This is a genomic window from Luteimonas suaedae (genome assembly GCF_008312895.1).
Classification (GTDB): domain Bacteria; phylum Pseudomonadota; class Gammaproteobacteria; order Xanthomonadales; family Xanthomonadaceae; genus Luteimonas; species Luteimonas suaedae.
In genome coordinates this window covers 107440-124230 of record NZ_VSSP01000004.1, presented here as the reverse complement: position 1 = coordinate 124230, position 16791 = coordinate 107440, and the positions used below count along the sequence as shown (strand labels likewise).

The window sequence follows — 16791 nt, the reverse complement described above, 5'->3', positions numbered from 1 at the left end:
CAACGATGAAGAAGACACCGGACCGCCTGCTCGCAACGCCGATCGCGCTCGCGTTCTGCCTCGCCGGCTGCGGCAAGCATGATCCGCCGGCGGCAGCGGAGGCGGAAACGCCCGCCGGCACCGCCATCGCCGCGGGGCACGAGAAGTTCCTGGGCAGCGCCCACAGCCCGCCGCAGGCGCAGGATTTCCTGCGCTACTGGAACAAGGTGACGCCCGAGAACGGCGGCAAGTGGGGCGAGGTCGAGGCCGAGCGCGACGTCATGGACTGGACTGAGCTGGATGCCGCCTACCGCACCGCCAAGGACAATGGCCTGCCGTTCCAGATGCACGTGATGGTGTGGGGCAACCAGCAGCCGGAGTGGATCGAGGCACTACCGCCGGAGGAGCAGCGCGCCGAGATCGAGGAATGGTTCGCCGCGGTGGCGGCGCGCTACCCGGACATCGATTTCGTGGAGGTGGTGAACGAACCGCTGAACGATCCGCCGAGCCAGGACGACGAGGGCGGCGGCCACTACATCGAGGCGCTCGGCGGCGCCGGCGAGAGCGGCTGGGACTGGATCCGCGAGGCGTTCCGCATGGCGCGCGCGCATTTCCCCGACGCCCGCCTGATGATCAACGAGTACAGCGTGACCAACGACCCCGAGGCCACCCGGCGCTACCTGGAGATCATCGAACTGCTGCAGCGCGAGCAGTTGATCGACGCCATCGGCGTGCAGGGACACGCCTTCGCCACCACCACAGAAACTCCGATGTCGGTGCACCGCGAAAACCTCGATGCCCTGGGCGTGACCGGCCTACCGATCTACGTCACCGAGCTCGACATCGACGGTCCCGACGACGAGACGCAGCTGCGCGATTACCAGCGCGTGTTCCCGGTGTTCTGGGAGCACCCCTCGGTGCAGGGCGTCACCCTGTGGGGCTTCCGGTTGGGGCTGTGGCGCGAGGAGGAGGGCGCCTATCTGGTGCGCGAGGACGGCAGCGAGCGGCCGGCGCTGGAATGGCTGCGCCGCTACATGCGCGGCGAGGCAGCGGCGCCGGCAGCCTCCGAAGGCAGGCTTCAGGCCGATGCGGAACTGGAGGCCGGCGCGGAATGAGTGCATTGATACCCAGGCCCGGTCGTACAGTCGCGTTGCGTCCGCCGCGCGATGCAGCGGCGCCGGTGCTGCGCGCCGCCGCGGCCGTCGCGCTCGCCTTGCTGGTGCTCGTCGCGGGCGCGGCGCGGGCCCAGGCCCCGGACTGCACCCGACCCGCCGCCGTCTGCGCACGTGCCGTGGAGGGCGCCCTGCCCCTGATCACCGGCGGCGTGCCGGCAACGGTGCTCGCGGACGCGGACGACTTCCCCGGCGTGCTGCGCGCGGCGCGCGACCTGCGCGCCGACCTGTCCGCGGTGGCCGGCGCCGAAGCGGACTTCTCGACCGGTGCGGGCCCTGCCGGCCGCACCGCGATCATCGTCGGCACCCTGGGCCACAGCGCGCGCGTGGACCGCATCGTGCGCGAGCGCGGCATCGACACGCGCGATGTCGCCGGCCGCTGGGAAGCGCACCTGATCGAGGTCGTCGACGCACCCGAGCCCGGCATCGACCGTGCTCTGCTGATCGCCGGCGCCGACAAGCGCGGCACCATCTTCGGCGTCTACGAGCTGTCGCGGCACATCGGCGTGTCGCCCTGGCACTGGTGGGCGGACGTGCCGGTGCCGAAACGCGCTGCGCTGCACGTCGCGCCGGGTCGTTTCGTCGACGCGCCGGCGGTGAAGTACCGGGGCATCTTCATCAACGACGAGGATCCCGCGCTCGGCGGCTGGATGAAGGCGAAGTTCGGCGGTCCGAACCACAAGTTCTACGAACACGTGTTCGAGCTGATTCTGCGCCAGAAAGGCAATTTCCTGTGGCCGGCGATGTGGGGCCGCGCGATCTACGACGACGATCCACGCAGCCCGGAGTTGGCCGACGAGATGGGCGTGGTGCTGGGCACCAGCCACCACGAGCCGATGACGCGCGCCCATGTCGAGTGGGAGCGTCACGGCAAGGGCCCGTGGGACTACACGAAGAACGCCGAGAACCTGCGCGCGTTCTGGCGCGACGGCATCGAGCGGATGGGCGACAACGAAAACGTGGTCACCATCGGCATGCGCGGCGACGGCGACGAGGCGATGAGCGAAGACACCGCCATCGGCCTGCTGGAAACCATCGTCGCCGACCAGCGCAAAATCATCGCCGACGTCACCGGCAAGCCAGCGGAACAGACCCCGCAGGTCTGGGCGCTGTACAAGGAAGTGCAGGACTATTACGACCAGGGCATGCAGGTGCCCGACGACGCGACCTTGCTGTTCGCCGATGACAACTGGGGCAATATCCGCCGCCTGCCCAATCCCGGCGACGACGTGTCTGGCAAGAGCCGGCGCGCCGGCGGCTACGGGGTGTATTACCACTTCGACTACGTTGGCACCACGCGCAACTACAAGTGGCTCAACGTCACCCAGATCGAGCGCACGTGGGAACAGATGAACATGGCCCATGCGTACGGCGCGCATCAGCTATGGGTGGTCAACGTCGGCGACATCAAGCCGATGGAGTTCCCGATCTCGTTCTTCCTCGACCAGGCGTGGAACCCCGAGGCGATGACGCTGGACGCGATGACCGCGTATCCGGCGCGCTGGGCCGCCGAGCAGTTCGGCGCGCAACACGCGCAGGAGATCGGCGACCTGTTGACCCGCTACACCCAGTACAGCGCGCGGCGCACGCCGGAACTGACCGATGCCGACACCTGGGACCTGGCCAGCGGCGAGGCCGATCGCGTCGAGGCCGAATGGAGCGCCCTGATCGCGCGCGTGGAAGCGGTGAAACGCGAACTGCCCGCCGAGGCGCACGACGCCTTCTTCCAGTTGCTCGAATACCCGGTGCTGGCCCTGGCCAACCTGAACTCGATGTACATCGCGCAAGCGAAGAACCACCGCGACGCCGCGCAGGGGCTGGCCTCGGCCAACCATTGGGCCGACCAGGTCAAGCGGCGCTTCGAACGCGACGCCGTACTGCAGCGTATTTATGAGCAGGACATCGCCGGCGGCAAATGGCCGTGGATGATGTCGCAGACCCGCATCGGTTACACCAGCTGGCAACAGCCGGAACGCAATGTGCTGCCGGCCACGGTGCGCGTGCCAGCGAATGCGAAGCCGAAGCAGCCCGCCGCCCCGGCCACGCCGGCCTGCGACATTCCCGCAGACGCGCGCGGCTTCGTCGAATGCAACGGCGTGGTCGCGATCGAAGCCGAGCACCACGCCCGTGCCGTCGGTGGCGATGGCATCGAATGGATCACGATTCCGAACTTGGGCCGCACGCTCTCCGGGGTGACCTCGTGGCCGCAGACGGCGCGGGAATCGGCGTTGGAGGCGGACGGTCCGCGCCTGGAATATCCCCTTTGGCTGCGCGACGCAGGCGAAGTCGAAGTGCGTGTCACCCTGTCGCCGACCCTGGACTTCCGCGGCGGCGAGGGCCTGCGCTTCGGCGTTTCCATCGGCGACGAAGCCCCGCAGATCGTCCGCATGAAGCTGGAACCCGCCCCTACCGGTGCGGACACGCCGGAAAAGATCGCGTGGAGCAAGGCCGTTTCCGATCGCGTGCATATTGCGGTTTCCCGCCACGCCGCCGGCGCCGGCGCGCAGACCCTGAAACTGTGGCGCATCGATCCGGGCGTAGTATTCCAGCGCGTCGAGGTCGTCCGCGGCCAAGCGAACACGGGCTACCTCGGCGCGCCGGAAAGCCCGCGCCGCTGACCCACACACGCAATCGCAAGAGAATCCCCCACGCAATGAACGCCGCACCGAAACCGCTGTCCCTGCACGAAGACCGGTTGTTCGCCGCCGATCCACTGCAGCGCGCGATCGCCCGCCGCCTCTACGCGCAGGCCGGCGCGCTGCCTATCGTCAGCCCGCATGGCCACACCGACCCAGCGTGGTGGGCCACCGATGCGCCATTCGCCAACGCGACCGAGCTGTTGCTGGTACCCGACCACTACGTGTTCCGCATGCTGTACAGCCAGGGCGTGCCGCTGGACGCGCTGGGCATTCCGCGTGCCGACGGCTCGCGTGCGACGTTCGACCCGCGCGAGGCCTGGCGCATGTTCGCGCGCCACTTCCACCTGTTCCGCGGCACGCCATCGTCGCTGTGGCTGAACCACGTCTTCCACGACGTGTTCGGCCTGCGGGTGCGCCTGGACGCATCCACGTCCGACTTCTACTACGACACCATCACCGACGCGCTGCAAAAGCCAGAGTTCCTGCCGCGCGCACTGTTCGAGCGCTTCAACATCGACGTCATCGCCACCACCGAATCGCCGCTGGACACACTCGAACACCACCAGGCGATCCGCAACAGCGGCTGGGGCGGCCGCGTCGTCACCGCCTACCGGCCCGACCCGGTGATCGATCCCGAGCACGAGCAGTTCCCCGACGCGCTGCGCCGCTTCGGCGAGCTCACCGGCGAGGACGTGCACGACTGGGAAGGCTACCTGCGCGCCCACCGCCAGCGCCGCGCCTTCTTCACGCAGATGGGCGCGACCTCGACCGACCATGGCCACCCCAGCTGCGCCACCGCCGACCTGGCGCCGGACGAGGCGCGGGCGCTGTTCGAACGCATCGTGCGCGGCCGGTTCAGCGCCGCCGACGCGGAAACCTTCCGCGGCCAGATGCTGACCGAGATGGCGGCGATGAGCCTGGACGACGGCCTGGTGATGCAGATCCATCCCGGCTGCTTCCGCAACCACAACCGCGACCTGTTCGAGCGCTTCGGCCGCGACAAGGGCGCCGACATCCCGCTGCGCACCGACTACGTGCAGGCGCTCAAGCCACTGCTGGACCGTTTCGGCAATGCGCCCGGCTTCCGGCTGATCCTGTTCACCCTGGACGAAAGCACCTACGCGCGCGAGCTCGCGCCGCTGGCCGGCCACTACCCCTGCCTGTTCCTCGGCCCGGCGTGGTGGTTCCACGATGCGCCGGAAGGCATGTGGCGCTTCCGCGAACAGACGCTCAGCAGCGCCGGCTTCTACAACACCGTCGGCTTCAACGACGACACCCGCGCCTTCCTGTCGATCCCGGCGCGCCACGACGTCGCGCGCCGGGTCGACTGCGCGTTCCTGGCGAAACTCGTCGCCGAGCACCGCATGGACGAGGACGAGGCCGCCGAAGTCGCGGTCGACCTCGCCTACCACCTGCCGAAACGGGCCTACCGGCTGTGAACCGTGATCGGCGCCGGCGGACCGGTAGCGACAACCGCGCGCCCGCTCACCCTGCGATGTCGTGGCTGTTCGCGCTGCTGGCGATGCTTGCCCTGGCTGGCGGCACACGGGCCGGCACACCGGCGGATCAGGCCACCGGCAGTCCGTCCCCCGCCGGGACCACTCTCAAGGACGCCTACGCGGGCAGCTTCCTCCTGGGAACGGCCGTCAACGCCGAAATCGTCTCCGGCGAGGACGCGCAGTCGCAGGCCCTGGTGCCGCAGCACTTCAACGCGATCACCGCCGAGAACGTGATGAAGGCGGAAGTGCTGCATCCGGAACCCGGGGTCTGGGACTTCGACGCCGCCGATGCCTTCGTCGCCTTCGGCGAGCAGCACGACATGTTCGTCGTCGGACACACCCTGGTCTGGCACAACCAGACCCCGGAATGGTTCTTCCAGGACGATGCCGGCCGGCCGAACACCCCGGAGGCGCAGCTCGAACGCATGCGCGCCTACATCGCCACCGTGGCCGGGCGCTACGCCGGCCGCGTGGACGCCTGGGACGTGGTGAACGAGATCATCGGCGAGGACGGCGAATACCGCGACACGATCTGGACGCGCACCGTCGGCGACGGTGATGCCGTGGTGCGCGCCGCGTTCGCCGCCGCCGCCGAGCACGCGCCGGACGCCGAGCTCTACTACAACGACTTCAACGCCTGGCGCCCGGCCAAGCGCGACGGCATCGTGCGCATGGTGCGCATGCTGCAGGACGCCGGCATCCGCATCGACGGCATCGGCATCCAGGGCCACTGGGGCCTGGACTATCCGAGCAAGGAGCACATCGAGGCGGCCATCGACGCCTATGCCGCGCTCGGCCTCAAGGTGATGATCACCGAACTCGACGTCGACGTGCTGCCGCTGACCAAGGAAGGCCAGGTCATCGGCACCGGCCTGCTGCACCCGCAGTTCCAGCTGCCCGAGTTCAAGCGCTTCCTCGATCCCTACGCCGACGGCCTGCCGCCCGAGGTGCAGCAGCGGCTGGCCGACCGCTATGCCGAACTGTTCCGCATCTTCCACGACAGGCGCGACGCGATCCATCGCGTCACCTTGTGGGGCGTACACGACGGCATGAGCTGGAAGAACGACTACCCCATCGAGCACCGCACCAACTACCCGCTGCTGTTCGACCGCGAGCGCCAGCCCACACCAGCGCTCGATGCCGTCCTGGCCGTGCCTGCCGAACCCGCTGCACCCGGACGATAATGGTGGGCCAAGGCCCACCCGATCACCCGCACAGGATGGGCCTTCCACCACAAGGGTGCTGCGCACATCCACATTGGAGAGTTCCGATGCGATACCCGCTCCGATCCCGTCTCCTCCTCCCGCTCCTCGCCCTGCTCGCCTCCTGCACAGCCCCGACCGATCCGAAGCCAACCGCTCCCACCATCGGCCATCTCACCGCATTCGACCCGTCATTCCACGACATCGTCGCCGCCGACGCCCGCATCGAACGCCTGGCAGAAGGCTTCACCTGGGCCGAAGGCCCCGCCTGGATTCCCGATGGAGCGCGCGCAGGCGGCTACCTGCTCTTCACCGACGTCCCCGAGAACAAGCTCTATCGCTGGTCCGAAACCGACGACCTCTCGGTCTTCCTCGACCCCTCCGGCTACGACGGCCCGGACACCGGCACCCTGCGCGAGGCCGGCGCCAACGGCCTCTACCCGGAACCCGGCGGCACCGTGCTGCTGGCCGACTCCGGCACCCGCATCATCGCCAGGCTCGATCCGGCGACCAGGCGCAAGACACCCCTTGCCACCCACTACGACGGCCTCCGCTTCAACAGCCCCAACGACCTCGTCCGTCGCGGCGACGGCACCGTCTTCTTCACCGACCCGCCCTACGGCCTGAAGGACCTGGACGACTCCCCGGCCAAGGAACTGGACTTCAACGGCATCTACCGTCTCGATCCAGACGGCACCGTCCACCTGCTGGACGACGGCCTCGGTTTCCCCAACGGCATCGCGCTTTCGCCCGACGAACGCACCCTGTACGTCTCCAACTCCGATCCCGAGCGGCCGATCTGGATGGCCTACACGCTCGACGCCGAGGGCGCGGTGCAGGACAAGCGCGTGTTCGCCGACGCCTCGGACCTCGTCGGCGAAGGCAGCCCCGGCCTGCCGGACGGCATGGCCATCGCCGCCGACGGCACCCTGTTCGCCACCGGTCCCGGCGGCGTGCTCGTGTTCGCTCCCGACGGCAAGCGCCTGGGCCGCATCGAAACCGGCACGGCGGTGGCCAACTGCGCGTTCGGGGACGACGGGCGGACGCTGTATCTGGCGTCGAACGACTTCATCGCGCGCGTGCGCGTGCAGGCCGGCGGCCTGGGCTTCCCGCGGTGAGCCGGCCGACACGCGGCTCTTCCTCGTCACGCATGGCCCGGACCTATCGCTTCCACACCGATGCGAGCGCCGCCCGGATCGGCGGCTTCAGCGGCAGCACCAACGTGCGGTAGAAGAACGACAGCACGCGCCTGGCGCGCGGGACGCGCCAGGCCATTCCTTCCTCGATGGCGTATACGCACGGCGCGCAGACGCCGCAGGGCCTGCCCCGCAGCGGACGATGGCAGAACCAGGTCATGTGCATGATCCGGCTCCAGCCCTCGTTTTCGGCTTCCCGGGCCATGGCCCGCTTGTCGATCCGGAACAGCGGAAAATCGAAACAACGGAACAGCGTGTGCTCGGCCGTGCCCGCGTGGCGCGGATCCACCCTGAAGCTGCGGTAGCTGCCGGCCCGGTCGAATTCGCAGACGAAGGAGGACAGCAACGCCTGTACCTTGTCGTCGACGTGCACGCTCAGCTCGATCCCGGTCATGCCGTGGCGCTTGCAGAACAGCGGCAGCCATTCGTACTGGCTGCCGATGAAGATGCGCGAGCGGATCGTGCGCAGGGCGTTCGCGATGGCCGGGTCCGGCTCCAGGTCCACGATCGGAAACGTGCGCAGCGGCCGCAGCAGTTCGCGCGTTTCGGGAAAGGCATCGTGCAGCGCGTCGCCGATGCGCTGCATGGTGCGCAGCTCGGTCGCGGTGGACGCGCGCGTCGGATCCTCCAGGTAGTAGGGAACGACCGGCAGGTGGTGCTTCAGCAGCAACCGCAGCAACTGGAACGTCGAATCCCAGCCGCCGGTCCACAGCAGTTTCACGCCCCTGCCGGCGGCCGGCGGCGCCGCCGTCCTGGAGTGGCCCTGTCCCTGGATTGCATCGCACATGTTGATGCCTCTGCGCCGGGAGCGGCCGGCATGATGCTAACCCGCGCTCGCACAGCCTGTTCGTGGAGAGAATGAACGCGGGCGCACCAGCATGGAAAACGGCGATGGGTCACGCATTTGCGGCAAGCAGAACGCTTCTTCAGTATTTGGTCATGTTCGTCATGGGCGTGCGAAGACCATGTCTATGCGCATGAATTCCCCCGGGATTTTTGGCGAATCCGTGGTTGTCGCGCAACGATCGCATCCGCTCGGCGCGCCGGAATGCCGCCCAGCTCGCCGCGCCTTTCCTGAATGAATGAGACGCCGGTCCGTGATCGATGCACGGTGGGTCCATAAGATGCGAACGGCTTCGCTTTCGCATCTTGTCTGCACGCCCATTCGCGCGTGATGGCCGTCCTCTGCGCGCGAAAGCGCATGCGCAGGCATCCGCCGGCGTGTTTCTCCCCTCCGTTTCCAAGGAGCGATGTGCATGCAAGACCAAGTAATGACCCGGGAACAGTTCTGGCGCTTCGCCGACGAAGCCAAGGAGGCGACCGAGGCCTTGGCGATGCAGAGGATGCAGGTGCTCGAGGCGCTCGACCCCGAAGCCCTGCGCCAGGTCTGCATCCAGTACCGGTTCTTCACCATCGACTACATCGGCGACCTCGCCCTGCTGGTGGCGCGCCTGCCCTTCGGCGGGTTGCGCAGTCTGCTGGGGCAGATCCTGGCCGAGGAACTGGGCGAGGGCGATCCGCATAAAGCCCACCCGACGGTGTACGACCGCTTCCTGGCGAGCATCGGCGTGAGCGGCGAGGCGCTGGAGCCGCTGCCCGCGAACGAGCGGATCCTCAAGGGGCTGACGCGCGACATGGCCGGCAACCCGGTGGCCTACGGCGTGGGCCTGCGCGGAATGGGCGGCGAATGCCTGTGCCAGACCTACCTGACGGTGCTGTACGAGCACATGCGCAAGAACCCGTACATCCGTGCGAACGCCGAGCGCATCGACTGGGAATTCTGGACGATCCACACCGGCGAGGAAGACATCGTGCACGGCCAGCTCACCCGCAAGGCCATCGACGACTACCTCCGCCACGACCCCGGCGTGCTGCCGGAACTGGCCCGCGGCTACGAACGCAGCATCACCGCGTGGAACCTGTTCTGGGAGAACATCCTCGACGCCTGCGCACCGCGGCTGGAGGCGGCCTCGTGAGCGGCGCCGCGGGCACGATCGCGCAGTTCCACCTGGCGTTTCCGGTGCGCGATCTGGACGAGGCTCGGCATTTCTACGGCGAGGTGATGGGCTGTCCGCAGGGACGCAGCGACACCTCGTACCAGGACTTCGATTTCTTCGGCCACCACCTGGTCGCGCACATTTCCGGGGAGGGGCGACCGCTGCAGAGCGGCCGCTTCGACGGCGAGGCCGTCCCGATCCCGCATTTCGGCATGAACCTGGACCGCGGATCGTGGGAAGCGCTGGCGGCGCGGCTGAAGGCGGCCGGGGTGGATTTCCACGAGGACCCGCACCTGCGCCTGAAGGGCAAGCCGGGACAGCACGTGACCATGTTCCTGTTCGACCCGTCCGGCAACGCCCTGGAGTTCAAGTCGTTCGACGATCCCGAACAGACTTTCATCCCCTGAGCCGGCGGCGATGACGACGCGCGGCGAGATGGACACCACGGCCGATACGGCCGGGCGCGAGGCGGCGGACGGCGCCGATCCCGCGGCGGCGCGTTCGACCGCCTGGCGCCACGATCGCGCACACGTCCTGCACCCGTGGACGGCCCACGCGGCGTTCGATCCGGTGGTCGTCGCCGGTGCGCAGGGCGCGCACTTCTGGAGCGAGGACGGTAGGCGCTGGCTCGACTTCTCCAGCCAGCTGGTGAACCTCAACGTGGGGCACCAGCATCCCAGGCTGGTCGCCGCGATCAAGGCCCAGGCCGAGACGCTGTGCACGGTGGCGCCCTACCATGCCAACGCGGCCACCGCCGAGGCGGCGTCGCTGATCGCCGAAGCGGCGCCGGACGGCCTGGACAAGGTGTTCTTCACCAGCGGCGGCGCCGAGGCGATCGAGAACACCGTGCGCATGGCCCGCCTGCATACCGGCCGGCACAAGGTGCTCAGCGCCTACCGCAGCTACCACGGCGCGACCGCCGCGGCGATCGCCGCCACCGGCGATCCGCGGCGCTGGCCGTCCGAACCGCACGCCGCGCCGGGCTTCGTGCATTTCTGGGGCCCGTATCCATACCGTTCCGCGTTCCACTCGGATGGCGAAGGGCAGGAATGCGAGCGCGCACTGGCACACCTGGCTGACACGATCGCATTCGAGGGTCCGCACACCATCGCCGCGGTGCTGCTGGAGACGGTGGTCGGCGCCAACGGCATCCTGGTGCCGCCGGATGGCTACCTGCAGGGCGTGCGCAGGCTGTGCGACGAACACGGCATCGTGATGATCGCCGACGAAGTGATGACCGGTTTCGGACGTTGCGGCGAATGGTTCGCCGTCGACCGCTGGCGCGTTGCGCCCGATCTGATCGCTTTCGCCAAGGGCGTCAACTCCGGCTACGTGCCGCTGGGCGGCGTGATCGTGGGCGAGCGCATCGCCGCGGGCTTCGCGGAGCGGCCGTATCCGGGCGGACTGACCTATTCGGGCCATCCGCTGGCCTGCGCGGCGGCGGTCGCCTGCATCGGCATCTATCGCGAGGAAGGCATTCCCGAACGTGTCCGCCGCCTGGGCGAGACGGTCGTCGCGCCGGCGCTGCACGAGATCCGGGCGCGCCACCGGTCGGTCGGCGAGGTGCGCGGGCTGGGCCTGTTCTGGGCGATCGAACTGGTCCGCGACCGCGCCAGCCGCGAACCGCTGGTGCCGTTCAACGCCACCGGCGGCGCTAACGCGCCGATGGCGGAGCTGGCGGCCGAATGCAAGCGCCGCGGCCTGTGGCCGTTCACCTTCTCCAACCGCCTGCACGTCGTACCGCCGCTGACCATCGGCGAGCAGGACCTGCGCGAGGGGCTTGCGATCATCGACCAGGCGCTGGCGGTGGCCGACCGGTACGCCAACGGTTAGCTCGGCGGAAGCCAAAGCGTGTGACATCTCCGGACAGGTCGCCTGCCCCTGTACGGCTGCCAGGCGGCGCGCGCTGCCTGGCCCTCGCCGGCCCCGGAGAGATTCAACGCTCCGGCTGCACGCCAGGCGCCTCATCGGTGTCCGACAGGCGGAAGATCGGCATCATCGGCGTCCACTTCTGCCCGGCGGGCGTCCATGGCGTCGGCTTCTGGAAGCGCCACATCAGCGTCTCCCATTCTCGCAGGCGCGGGTGTCCTCGCTCGGCATCGGCCATCGCCTCGGCGTCGAACACGGCATCGTCGGTGTCCATCACCATCACCAGGCGGGTGCCGAGGCGGAAGATCTCCAACTCGCGCACGCCGCGCGCGCGCAAGTGCGCCAGCACGTCCGGCCAGACGTCGCGGTGATGGGCTTCGTACTGCGCGATGAGATCGGGATCGTCGTGCAGGTCGAGCGCAAGGCAATGGCGCATGTCGTGCCTGCGAAGTGGTCCAGCGGTTGGACCGATGCTAGCGCAGACCTCCCACCACGAAAACCCGCGCAGGGCCACTGCCGTCCCGCCTTATGACCCGTCGTTCCAATCGCAGCGAGTGGATCTGCTGCGCGCACTTCGCCCGAAAGCGGATCCTCGCTGCGCTCGGGACGACGCCGCGAACCGGCACACGATCGCCTTGTCGGCGGCCTCGCCCTTCGAACCAACCCTCGGCTGGTCCGCGCGTTTCGCGCTCGTCCGCTTCTGGAATGACGAGCAAAAGCAGTATCGTGGGAGAAGTCGGACAAAACTCATCATTCGCGGTTGCGGTGCGCACCCGCCAGTTCTCATGTCCACGGAGATCCGCATGACCACGCGCCGTCGTTTTCTGCATTCGACCCTGCTCGCCGGCAGCGCCCTGGCGTTGCCGCATGGCGGCGCCGTCGCGACCGCATCGCCGCGCATGCGCGTGGTATCGACCTGGGATTTCGGCGTTGGCGCCAATCAGGCGGCATGGCCGGTGCTGGCGCGCGGCGACGGTGCGCTGGATGCGGTGGAAACCGGCGCGCGCTGGGCGGAGGGCACGCTGTGCAACAGCACCGTCGGCCGCTGCGGCTATCCCGACCGCGACGGCGTGCTGACGCTCGACGCCAGCATTATGGACGGCGACGGCCGCTGCGGTGCGGTGGCGGCGCTCGAGGACATCGCGCACCCGGTCTCGGTCGCGCGCGCGGTGATGGAGAAGACGCCGCACGTGCTGCTGGTCGGCGACGGCGCGCAGCAGTTCGCGGTCGGGCAAGGGTTCGAGAAGAAGACACTGCTGACGCCCGAAGCGGAACAGGCCTGGCGCGAATGGCTGAAGACCGCGAAGTACCAGCCGCAGATCAACGCCGAGCGCGCGAAGCTGCCCGGCAACCGCGACAACCACGACACCCTGGGCATCCTCGCGCTCGACGGCGACGGCCGTCTCGCCGGCGCCTGCACCACCAGCGGCATGGCCTGGAAGCTGCACGGCCGGGTCGGCGACAGCCCGATCGTCGGCGCCGGGCTGTATGTCGACAACGATGTCGGCGCCGCGACCGCCTCCGGCGTGGGCGAGGAAATGATCCGCAATGCGGCCAGCTTCCTGGTGGTCGAGCTGATGCGCCAGGGCCGCTCGCCGATGGAGGCGTGCCGCGAGGCGATCGAGCGCATGGTGCGCAGGCGCCCGGAAGCGAGCAAGACCCTGCAGGTGTGCTTCCTGGCGATGAACAAGGCGGGAGAGGTCGGCGCGTTCGCGCTGCACCCGGGCTTCGTCTACGCGGTGTGCGACGCCGGGAAGCAGGACGCGCTGCTGGATGCGCGATCGATCTATGCCTCGAGTGAGCATCCCCCGGCATAGGCCTGTCCCTCGATCGCAAATCCTGAATAGCGCATTTCCTTCCCCGCTCACGGGGTGAAGGTGCCCTGAGCGACTGCCCCGGACTCGGGGGGCGCCGCAGGCGCAAGAGCGCACTCATCCGGCGCAACTTCGGACTGCCCGTTCTGCCCGGACACGCCGCAGGATCGATCACGCGGCGCGTGGAACATCGTCTTCACGCGGATTATGTATGGATCGTTCTAAAAGAGTGACGCAGATCACATATGCGGGCAGATTTTGTCGCGTATGGTCGCTCCGAGGCAACGATGTCACTACGGCGTCACATCCTCGGCATGCCAAACGAGTGCGGTGGTTTCGGGATCGGAGCCTGTCCATCGCGGTTGAACCATCACGCCAATTCAACGTCCGGAGGGGGCTCCCGATGCAGTATTCAACCTTCCACCGCAACGCCCTGGCGAGCGCGCTCGCACTGGCGCTGTTCCCGCCGTTCGCGGCACTCGCCCAGGCTCAGGATGCGCAACAGCCGCCACCCGCGGAACAGGCGGGCGCGCCCGCCGAAACCGGCCCCGACGAAAACGCGAGAACGCTGGACACGGTCACCGTCACCGGCTCGCGCATCAAGCGCGCGGAGATCGAAGGCCCGGCGCCGGTGACGATCATCACCGGCGAGCAGATCAGGAAGGAAGGCTTCACCACGATCTACGAGGCGCTCAGCTCGCTGACCGAGGTCACCGGCACCGTGCAGAACGACTACGACTGGGGCCAGAGCTCGGTCAACGCCAGTCCGCTCAACCTGCGCAATCTCGGCCCCGGCCGCAGCCTGTTGCTGATCAACGGCCACCGCGTGGCCGACTATCCGCTGCCCTATACCGGCAAGAGCAACTTCGCCAACTACAACAACATCCCCACCGGGATCGTGGAGCGCATCGAGGTACTCGCCAGCGGCGCCTCGGCGATCTACGGCTCCGACGCGGTGGCCGGCGTGGTCAACGTCATCCTGAAAAAGGACATCGAAGGCGACACCCTGCGTGCGCGCTACGGCACCACCACCGAGGGCGGGCGCTCGGTGCGAGAGGCCTCCTGGTCCGGCGGCCGGCACGGCGAGGACTGGAGCGTGGCGTACACCCTGCAGTACTTCGATCGCAAGCCGCTGTGGTCGCACGAACGGCCGTTCATGGACGAGGAGTCCGATTCGCCGCGCCGCAACTGGGGCTACGGCGGCGTGCAGCAAGGCGTGGCGACGAACACGCCGCAAGTCGGCATCCGTCTATATGACGTGGCCAGCGATCAGCGGATCAGGCCGCCCGCCGGCGCCTGCGACCAGTTCGGCGGCGATTTCTACGAACACAACCGCATCCTCTACAACGATTTCAACGGCGCGCAGACCGATACCGGCTGGCAATGCGCCAACCGTTCCGTGTTCCAGTATTGGACTCTGCGCAACGGCAGCAAGGACCTCTCGGCCTACGTGTACGGCACCAAGCAGTTCGGCGACGTCGAAGCCTGGGCGACCGTCGGCTACTGGGACTCGACCGGCAAGAGCAACACTTTCATGCCGGACTGGGACAGCCCCAATTACATCGATGCCGGCAGCGGCCGTGAGATGAGCCTGTTGCGCTACTTCGTGCCGAGCGAGATCGGCGGCATCGACCGCGCGCTGACCAAGTCCAAGGAAACGAACTGGGATTTCAACGCCGGCCTGCGCGGCACCGTCTTCAACGACCGCTTCGACTGGGACCTCATGGCCGGCCGCGCCGAGTACGAGTTACGGGAGCATTTCCCGACCATCCACGAGGAACGTGCGGCCGAATTTTTCCTTGGGCCGTCGCTGGGCATCGATCCGGCGACCGGGCTGGACATCCGCGCGCCCGACTACGACCGGCTCTGGAATCCGGTCTCGCGGGGCGGCTACGACAGCGTCCGCGCGGTCGGCGACAAGCAGGCGCGGACCTGGCTCACCCAGGCCAGCTTCGTACTCAGCGGCGACCTGTTCGAGGGCTGGGCCGGCCCGATCGGCTTCGCCGGCGTTGTCGAAGCCGCACGGCAGGGCTACGAGCTGCGCCCCGATCCGAACACCCTCGGCACCGATCCGGTGTACGGAACGCCGTTCGGCAACATCGAGACCGGCGGCGGCGACCGCAACCGCTACGCGGTGGGCGTGGAGTTCAAGGTCCCGCTGCTCGAGACCCTGACCCTGTCGGCCGCCGGCCGCTACGACCGCTACGACGCGGTCGCCGACGACGCCAAGAACACCTACAACCTCGGCCTGGAGTGGCGGCCGTTCCCGAGCCTGCTGCTGCGCAGCAGCTACGCCACCAGCTTCCGCGCGCCGGACATGCATTTCGTCTACGCCGACGCCAGCGAAAGCGTCTCCGACCAGACCGACTACTACGCCTGCTTGTCCGATCCCAACCGGCAGACCAGCAACTGCCCGGGCGGCACGGGCGAGCCGTACCACATCGACAACCCTGTCATCACGCGTCAGGGCACTCAGGACTTGCTGTACGAAACCGGCGACTCGCTCACCTACGGCTTCGTCTGGGACGCATTCGACGGTTTCTCGGTCAGCGCCGACTACTGGCGCATCGACATCGAGAACGCGATCGACGACGTCGGCCCCGACGACGTGCTACTGGACGAGGCCCTCTGCCGACTGCCTGGCTCGGAGAGGCCACTCGACAAGCCGGAGCGGGCTCCGCCCAGTCAAGCGCTGTGCGACCTGCAGACCGGCCGCGTCACCCGCGACGACAACGGCATGGTCACGCGAGTGGAGGTCGGCCCGATCAACCGCGCCCAGCAGAGCGTGAGCGGCGTCGACGTGGCCTCGCGCTACCAGCTGTCGACCGCGGCCTGGGGAACCTTCGACTTCGCGCTGAACTGGACCAAGCAGCTGACCTACAAGGTCGCCCAGTTCCCCGGCGATCCCTTCGAGAACAGCCGCGACCGCGACCGTCAGATGCGCTATCGCGGCCGCGCCAGCGCCAGCTGGAACATCGACAAGTGGACCACGGTGCTGTTCGTGGACTGGATCGCCGGCAGGCGCAGCGACCGCTACGGCGGCTGCACCGCGCTGCCCAACGGCTTCCGCCCGGACGTGGCCACCGATTGCACGGACCTGCGCGAGGATCCGGACACCGGCGCACGCAGCATCACCTACGGCCAGCAGAGCGAGTTGGTCGATTACTACAACCAGGACCAGATCTACTGGAACACCAGCGTCGGCTACCAGGCCACCGAGGCGCTGCGCCTCAACCTCTACGTCAACAACATCTTCGACGATCACTACCAGGACAAGTGGTGCGGCGGCTTCGCCTACTGCGTGGCCAATCCGGTCGGCCGCGAAGTGGCCGCGGAGGTCGTGTACAGGTTCGACTGATGCGGACGTCCGCAAGGTCGTTGCAAGACCAGGGCCCGGTGCGAACCGGGCTCTCTTGCTTGCGTC

The 16791-nt window shown here is 68.2% G+C and carries 12 protein-coding genes; 10 read left to right on the top strand and 2 right to left on the bottom strand.

Annotated features, from left to right (window positions below; genetic code table 11):
* The first annotated feature begins 5 nt into the window (after positions 1-5).
* The 5 genes from FXO19_RS08260 to FXO19_RS08240 all read left to right on the top strand — a co-directional run bounded on the left by FXO19_RS08260 (position 6) and on the right by FXO19_RS08240 (position 7609).
* Positions 6-1094, top strand: coding sequence for an endo-1,4-beta-xylanase (locus FXO19_RS08260; RefSeq protein ID WP_149194603.1), 1089 nt, complete (start codon positions 6-8; stop codon positions 1092-1094).
* A complete protein-coding gene (locus FXO19_RS08255) occupies positions 1091-3769 on the top strand; it encodes a glycosyl hydrolase 115 family protein (protein WP_149194602.1) in 2679 nt (892 codons plus the stop codon). Before FXO19_RS08260 ends, FXO19_RS08255 begins: the two co-directional genes overlap by 4 nt.
* Before the next feature lie 35 nt (positions 3770-3804).
* Positions 3805-5229 carry a glucuronate isomerase gene (gene uxaC / locus FXO19_RS08250; protein ID WP_149194601.1) on the top strand — a complete coding sequence of 475 codons (1425 nt, stop codon included), beginning with the start codon at positions 3805-3807 and terminating at the stop codon, positions 5227-5229.
* 83 nt (positions 5230-5312) lie between these two features.
* Positions 5313-6473: an endo-1,4-beta-xylanase gene (locus tag FXO19_RS08245; RefSeq protein WP_255516357.1), complete on the top strand. Its 1161-nt coding sequence runs from the start codon at positions 5313-5315 to the stop codon at positions 6471-6473.
* An 86-nt stretch (positions 6474-6559) separates the two neighbouring features.
* Entirely contained in the window at positions 6560-7609 is a 1050-nt protein-coding gene (locus tag FXO19_RS08240) for an SMP-30/gluconolactonase/LRE family protein (RefSeq protein WP_149194599.1), read from the top strand.
* Between the two features lie 43 nt (positions 7610-7652).
* Here the strand turns inward: FXO19_RS08240 and FXO19_RS08235 are convergent, their stop codons facing one another.
* Positions 7653-8474: a hypothetical protein gene (locus tag FXO19_RS08235; protein ID WP_149194598.1), complete on the bottom strand. Its 822-nt coding sequence runs from the start codon at positions 8472-8474 to the stop codon at positions 7653-7655.
* Between the two features lie 469 nt (positions 8475-8943).
* Here FXO19_RS08235 and FXO19_RS08230 point away from each other — a divergent pair, with 469 nt between their 5' ends.
* From FXO19_RS08230 to FXO19_RS08220, 3 genes are read left to right on the top strand one after another with little or no spacing between them, the layout of a single operon-like run.
* Positions 8944-9663 (top strand): iron-containing redox enzyme family protein, encoded by a 720-nt coding sequence (locus FXO19_RS08230; RefSeq protein WP_187775697.1) that lies wholly within the window; start codon positions 8944-8946, stop codon positions 9661-9663.
* Entirely contained in the window at positions 9660-10091 is a 432-nt protein-coding gene (locus FXO19_RS08225; protein WP_149194596.1) for a VOC family protein, read from the top strand. The genes FXO19_RS08230 and FXO19_RS08225 overlap by 4 nt, the downstream gene beginning before the upstream one ends.
* Before the next feature lie 10 nt (positions 10092-10101).
* On the top strand, positions 10102-11517 hold the full coding sequence (locus tag FXO19_RS08220; protein ID WP_223115461.1) for an aspartate aminotransferase family protein: 1416 nt from the start codon (positions 10102-10104) through the stop codon (positions 11515-11517).
* A 103-nt stretch (positions 11518-11620) separates the two neighbouring features.
* Here the strand turns inward: FXO19_RS08220 and FXO19_RS08215 are convergent, their stop codons facing one another.
* Entirely contained in the window at positions 11621-11989 is a 369-nt protein-coding gene (locus tag FXO19_RS08215; protein ID WP_149194595.1) for an L-rhamnose mutarotase, read from the bottom strand.
* 367 nt (positions 11990-12356) lie between these two features.
* Here FXO19_RS08215 and FXO19_RS08210 point away from each other — a divergent pair, with 367 nt between their 5' ends.
* A complete protein-coding gene (locus FXO19_RS08210) occupies positions 12357-13370 on the top strand; it encodes a glycosylasparaginase (RefSeq protein ID WP_149194594.1) in 1014 nt (337 codons plus the stop codon).
* Positions 13371-13770: 400 nt separating this feature from the next.
* A complete protein-coding gene (locus tag FXO19_RS08205; protein ID WP_187775696.1) occupies positions 13771-16725 on the top strand; it encodes a TonB-dependent receptor plug domain-containing protein in 2955 nt (984 codons plus the stop codon).
* The last annotated feature ends 66 nt before the right edge of the window (positions 16726-16791 follow it).

Coding starts and splice junctions, on each gene's coding strand:
- FXO19_RS08240 (WP_149194599.1), top strand. CDS start 6,560: ATGCGATACCCGCTCCGATCCCGTCTCCTCCTCCCGCTCCTCGCCCTG.
- FXO19_RS08230 (WP_187775697.1), top strand. CDS start 8,944: ATGCAAGACCAAGTAATGACCCGGGAACAGTTCTGGCGCTTCGCCGAC.
- FXO19_RS08220 (WP_223115461.1), top strand. CDS start 10,102: ATGACGACGCGCGGCGAGATGGACACCACGGCCGATACGGCCGGGCGC.
- FXO19_RS08210 (WP_149194594.1), top strand. CDS start 12,357: ATGACCACGCGCCGTCGTTTTCTGCATTCGACCCTGCTCGCCGGCAGC.
- FXO19_RS08260 (WP_149194603.1), top strand. CDS start 6: ATGAAGAAGACACCGGACCGCCTGCTCGCAACGCCGATCGCGCTCGCG.
- FXO19_RS08235 (WP_149194598.1), bottom strand. CDS start 8,474: ATGTGCGATGCAATCCAGGGACAGGGCCACTCCAGGACGGCGGCGCCG.
- FXO19_RS08245 (WP_255516357.1), top strand. CDS start 5,313: ATGCTTGCCCTGGCTGGCGGCACACGGGCCGGCACACCGGCGGATCAG.
- FXO19_RS08205 (WP_187775696.1), top strand. CDS start 13,771: ATGCAGTATTCAACCTTCCACCGCAACGCCCTGGCGAGCGCGCTCGCA.
- FXO19_RS08215 (WP_149194595.1), bottom strand. CDS start 11,989: ATGCGCCATTGCCTTGCGCTCGACCTGCACGACGATCCCGATCTCATC.
- FXO19_RS08255 (WP_149194602.1), top strand. CDS start 1,091: ATGAGTGCATTGATACCCAGGCCCGGTCGTACAGTCGCGTTGCGTCCG.
- uxaC (WP_149194601.1), top strand. CDS start 3,805: ATGAACGCCGCACCGAAACCGCTGTCCCTGCACGAAGACCGGTTGTTC.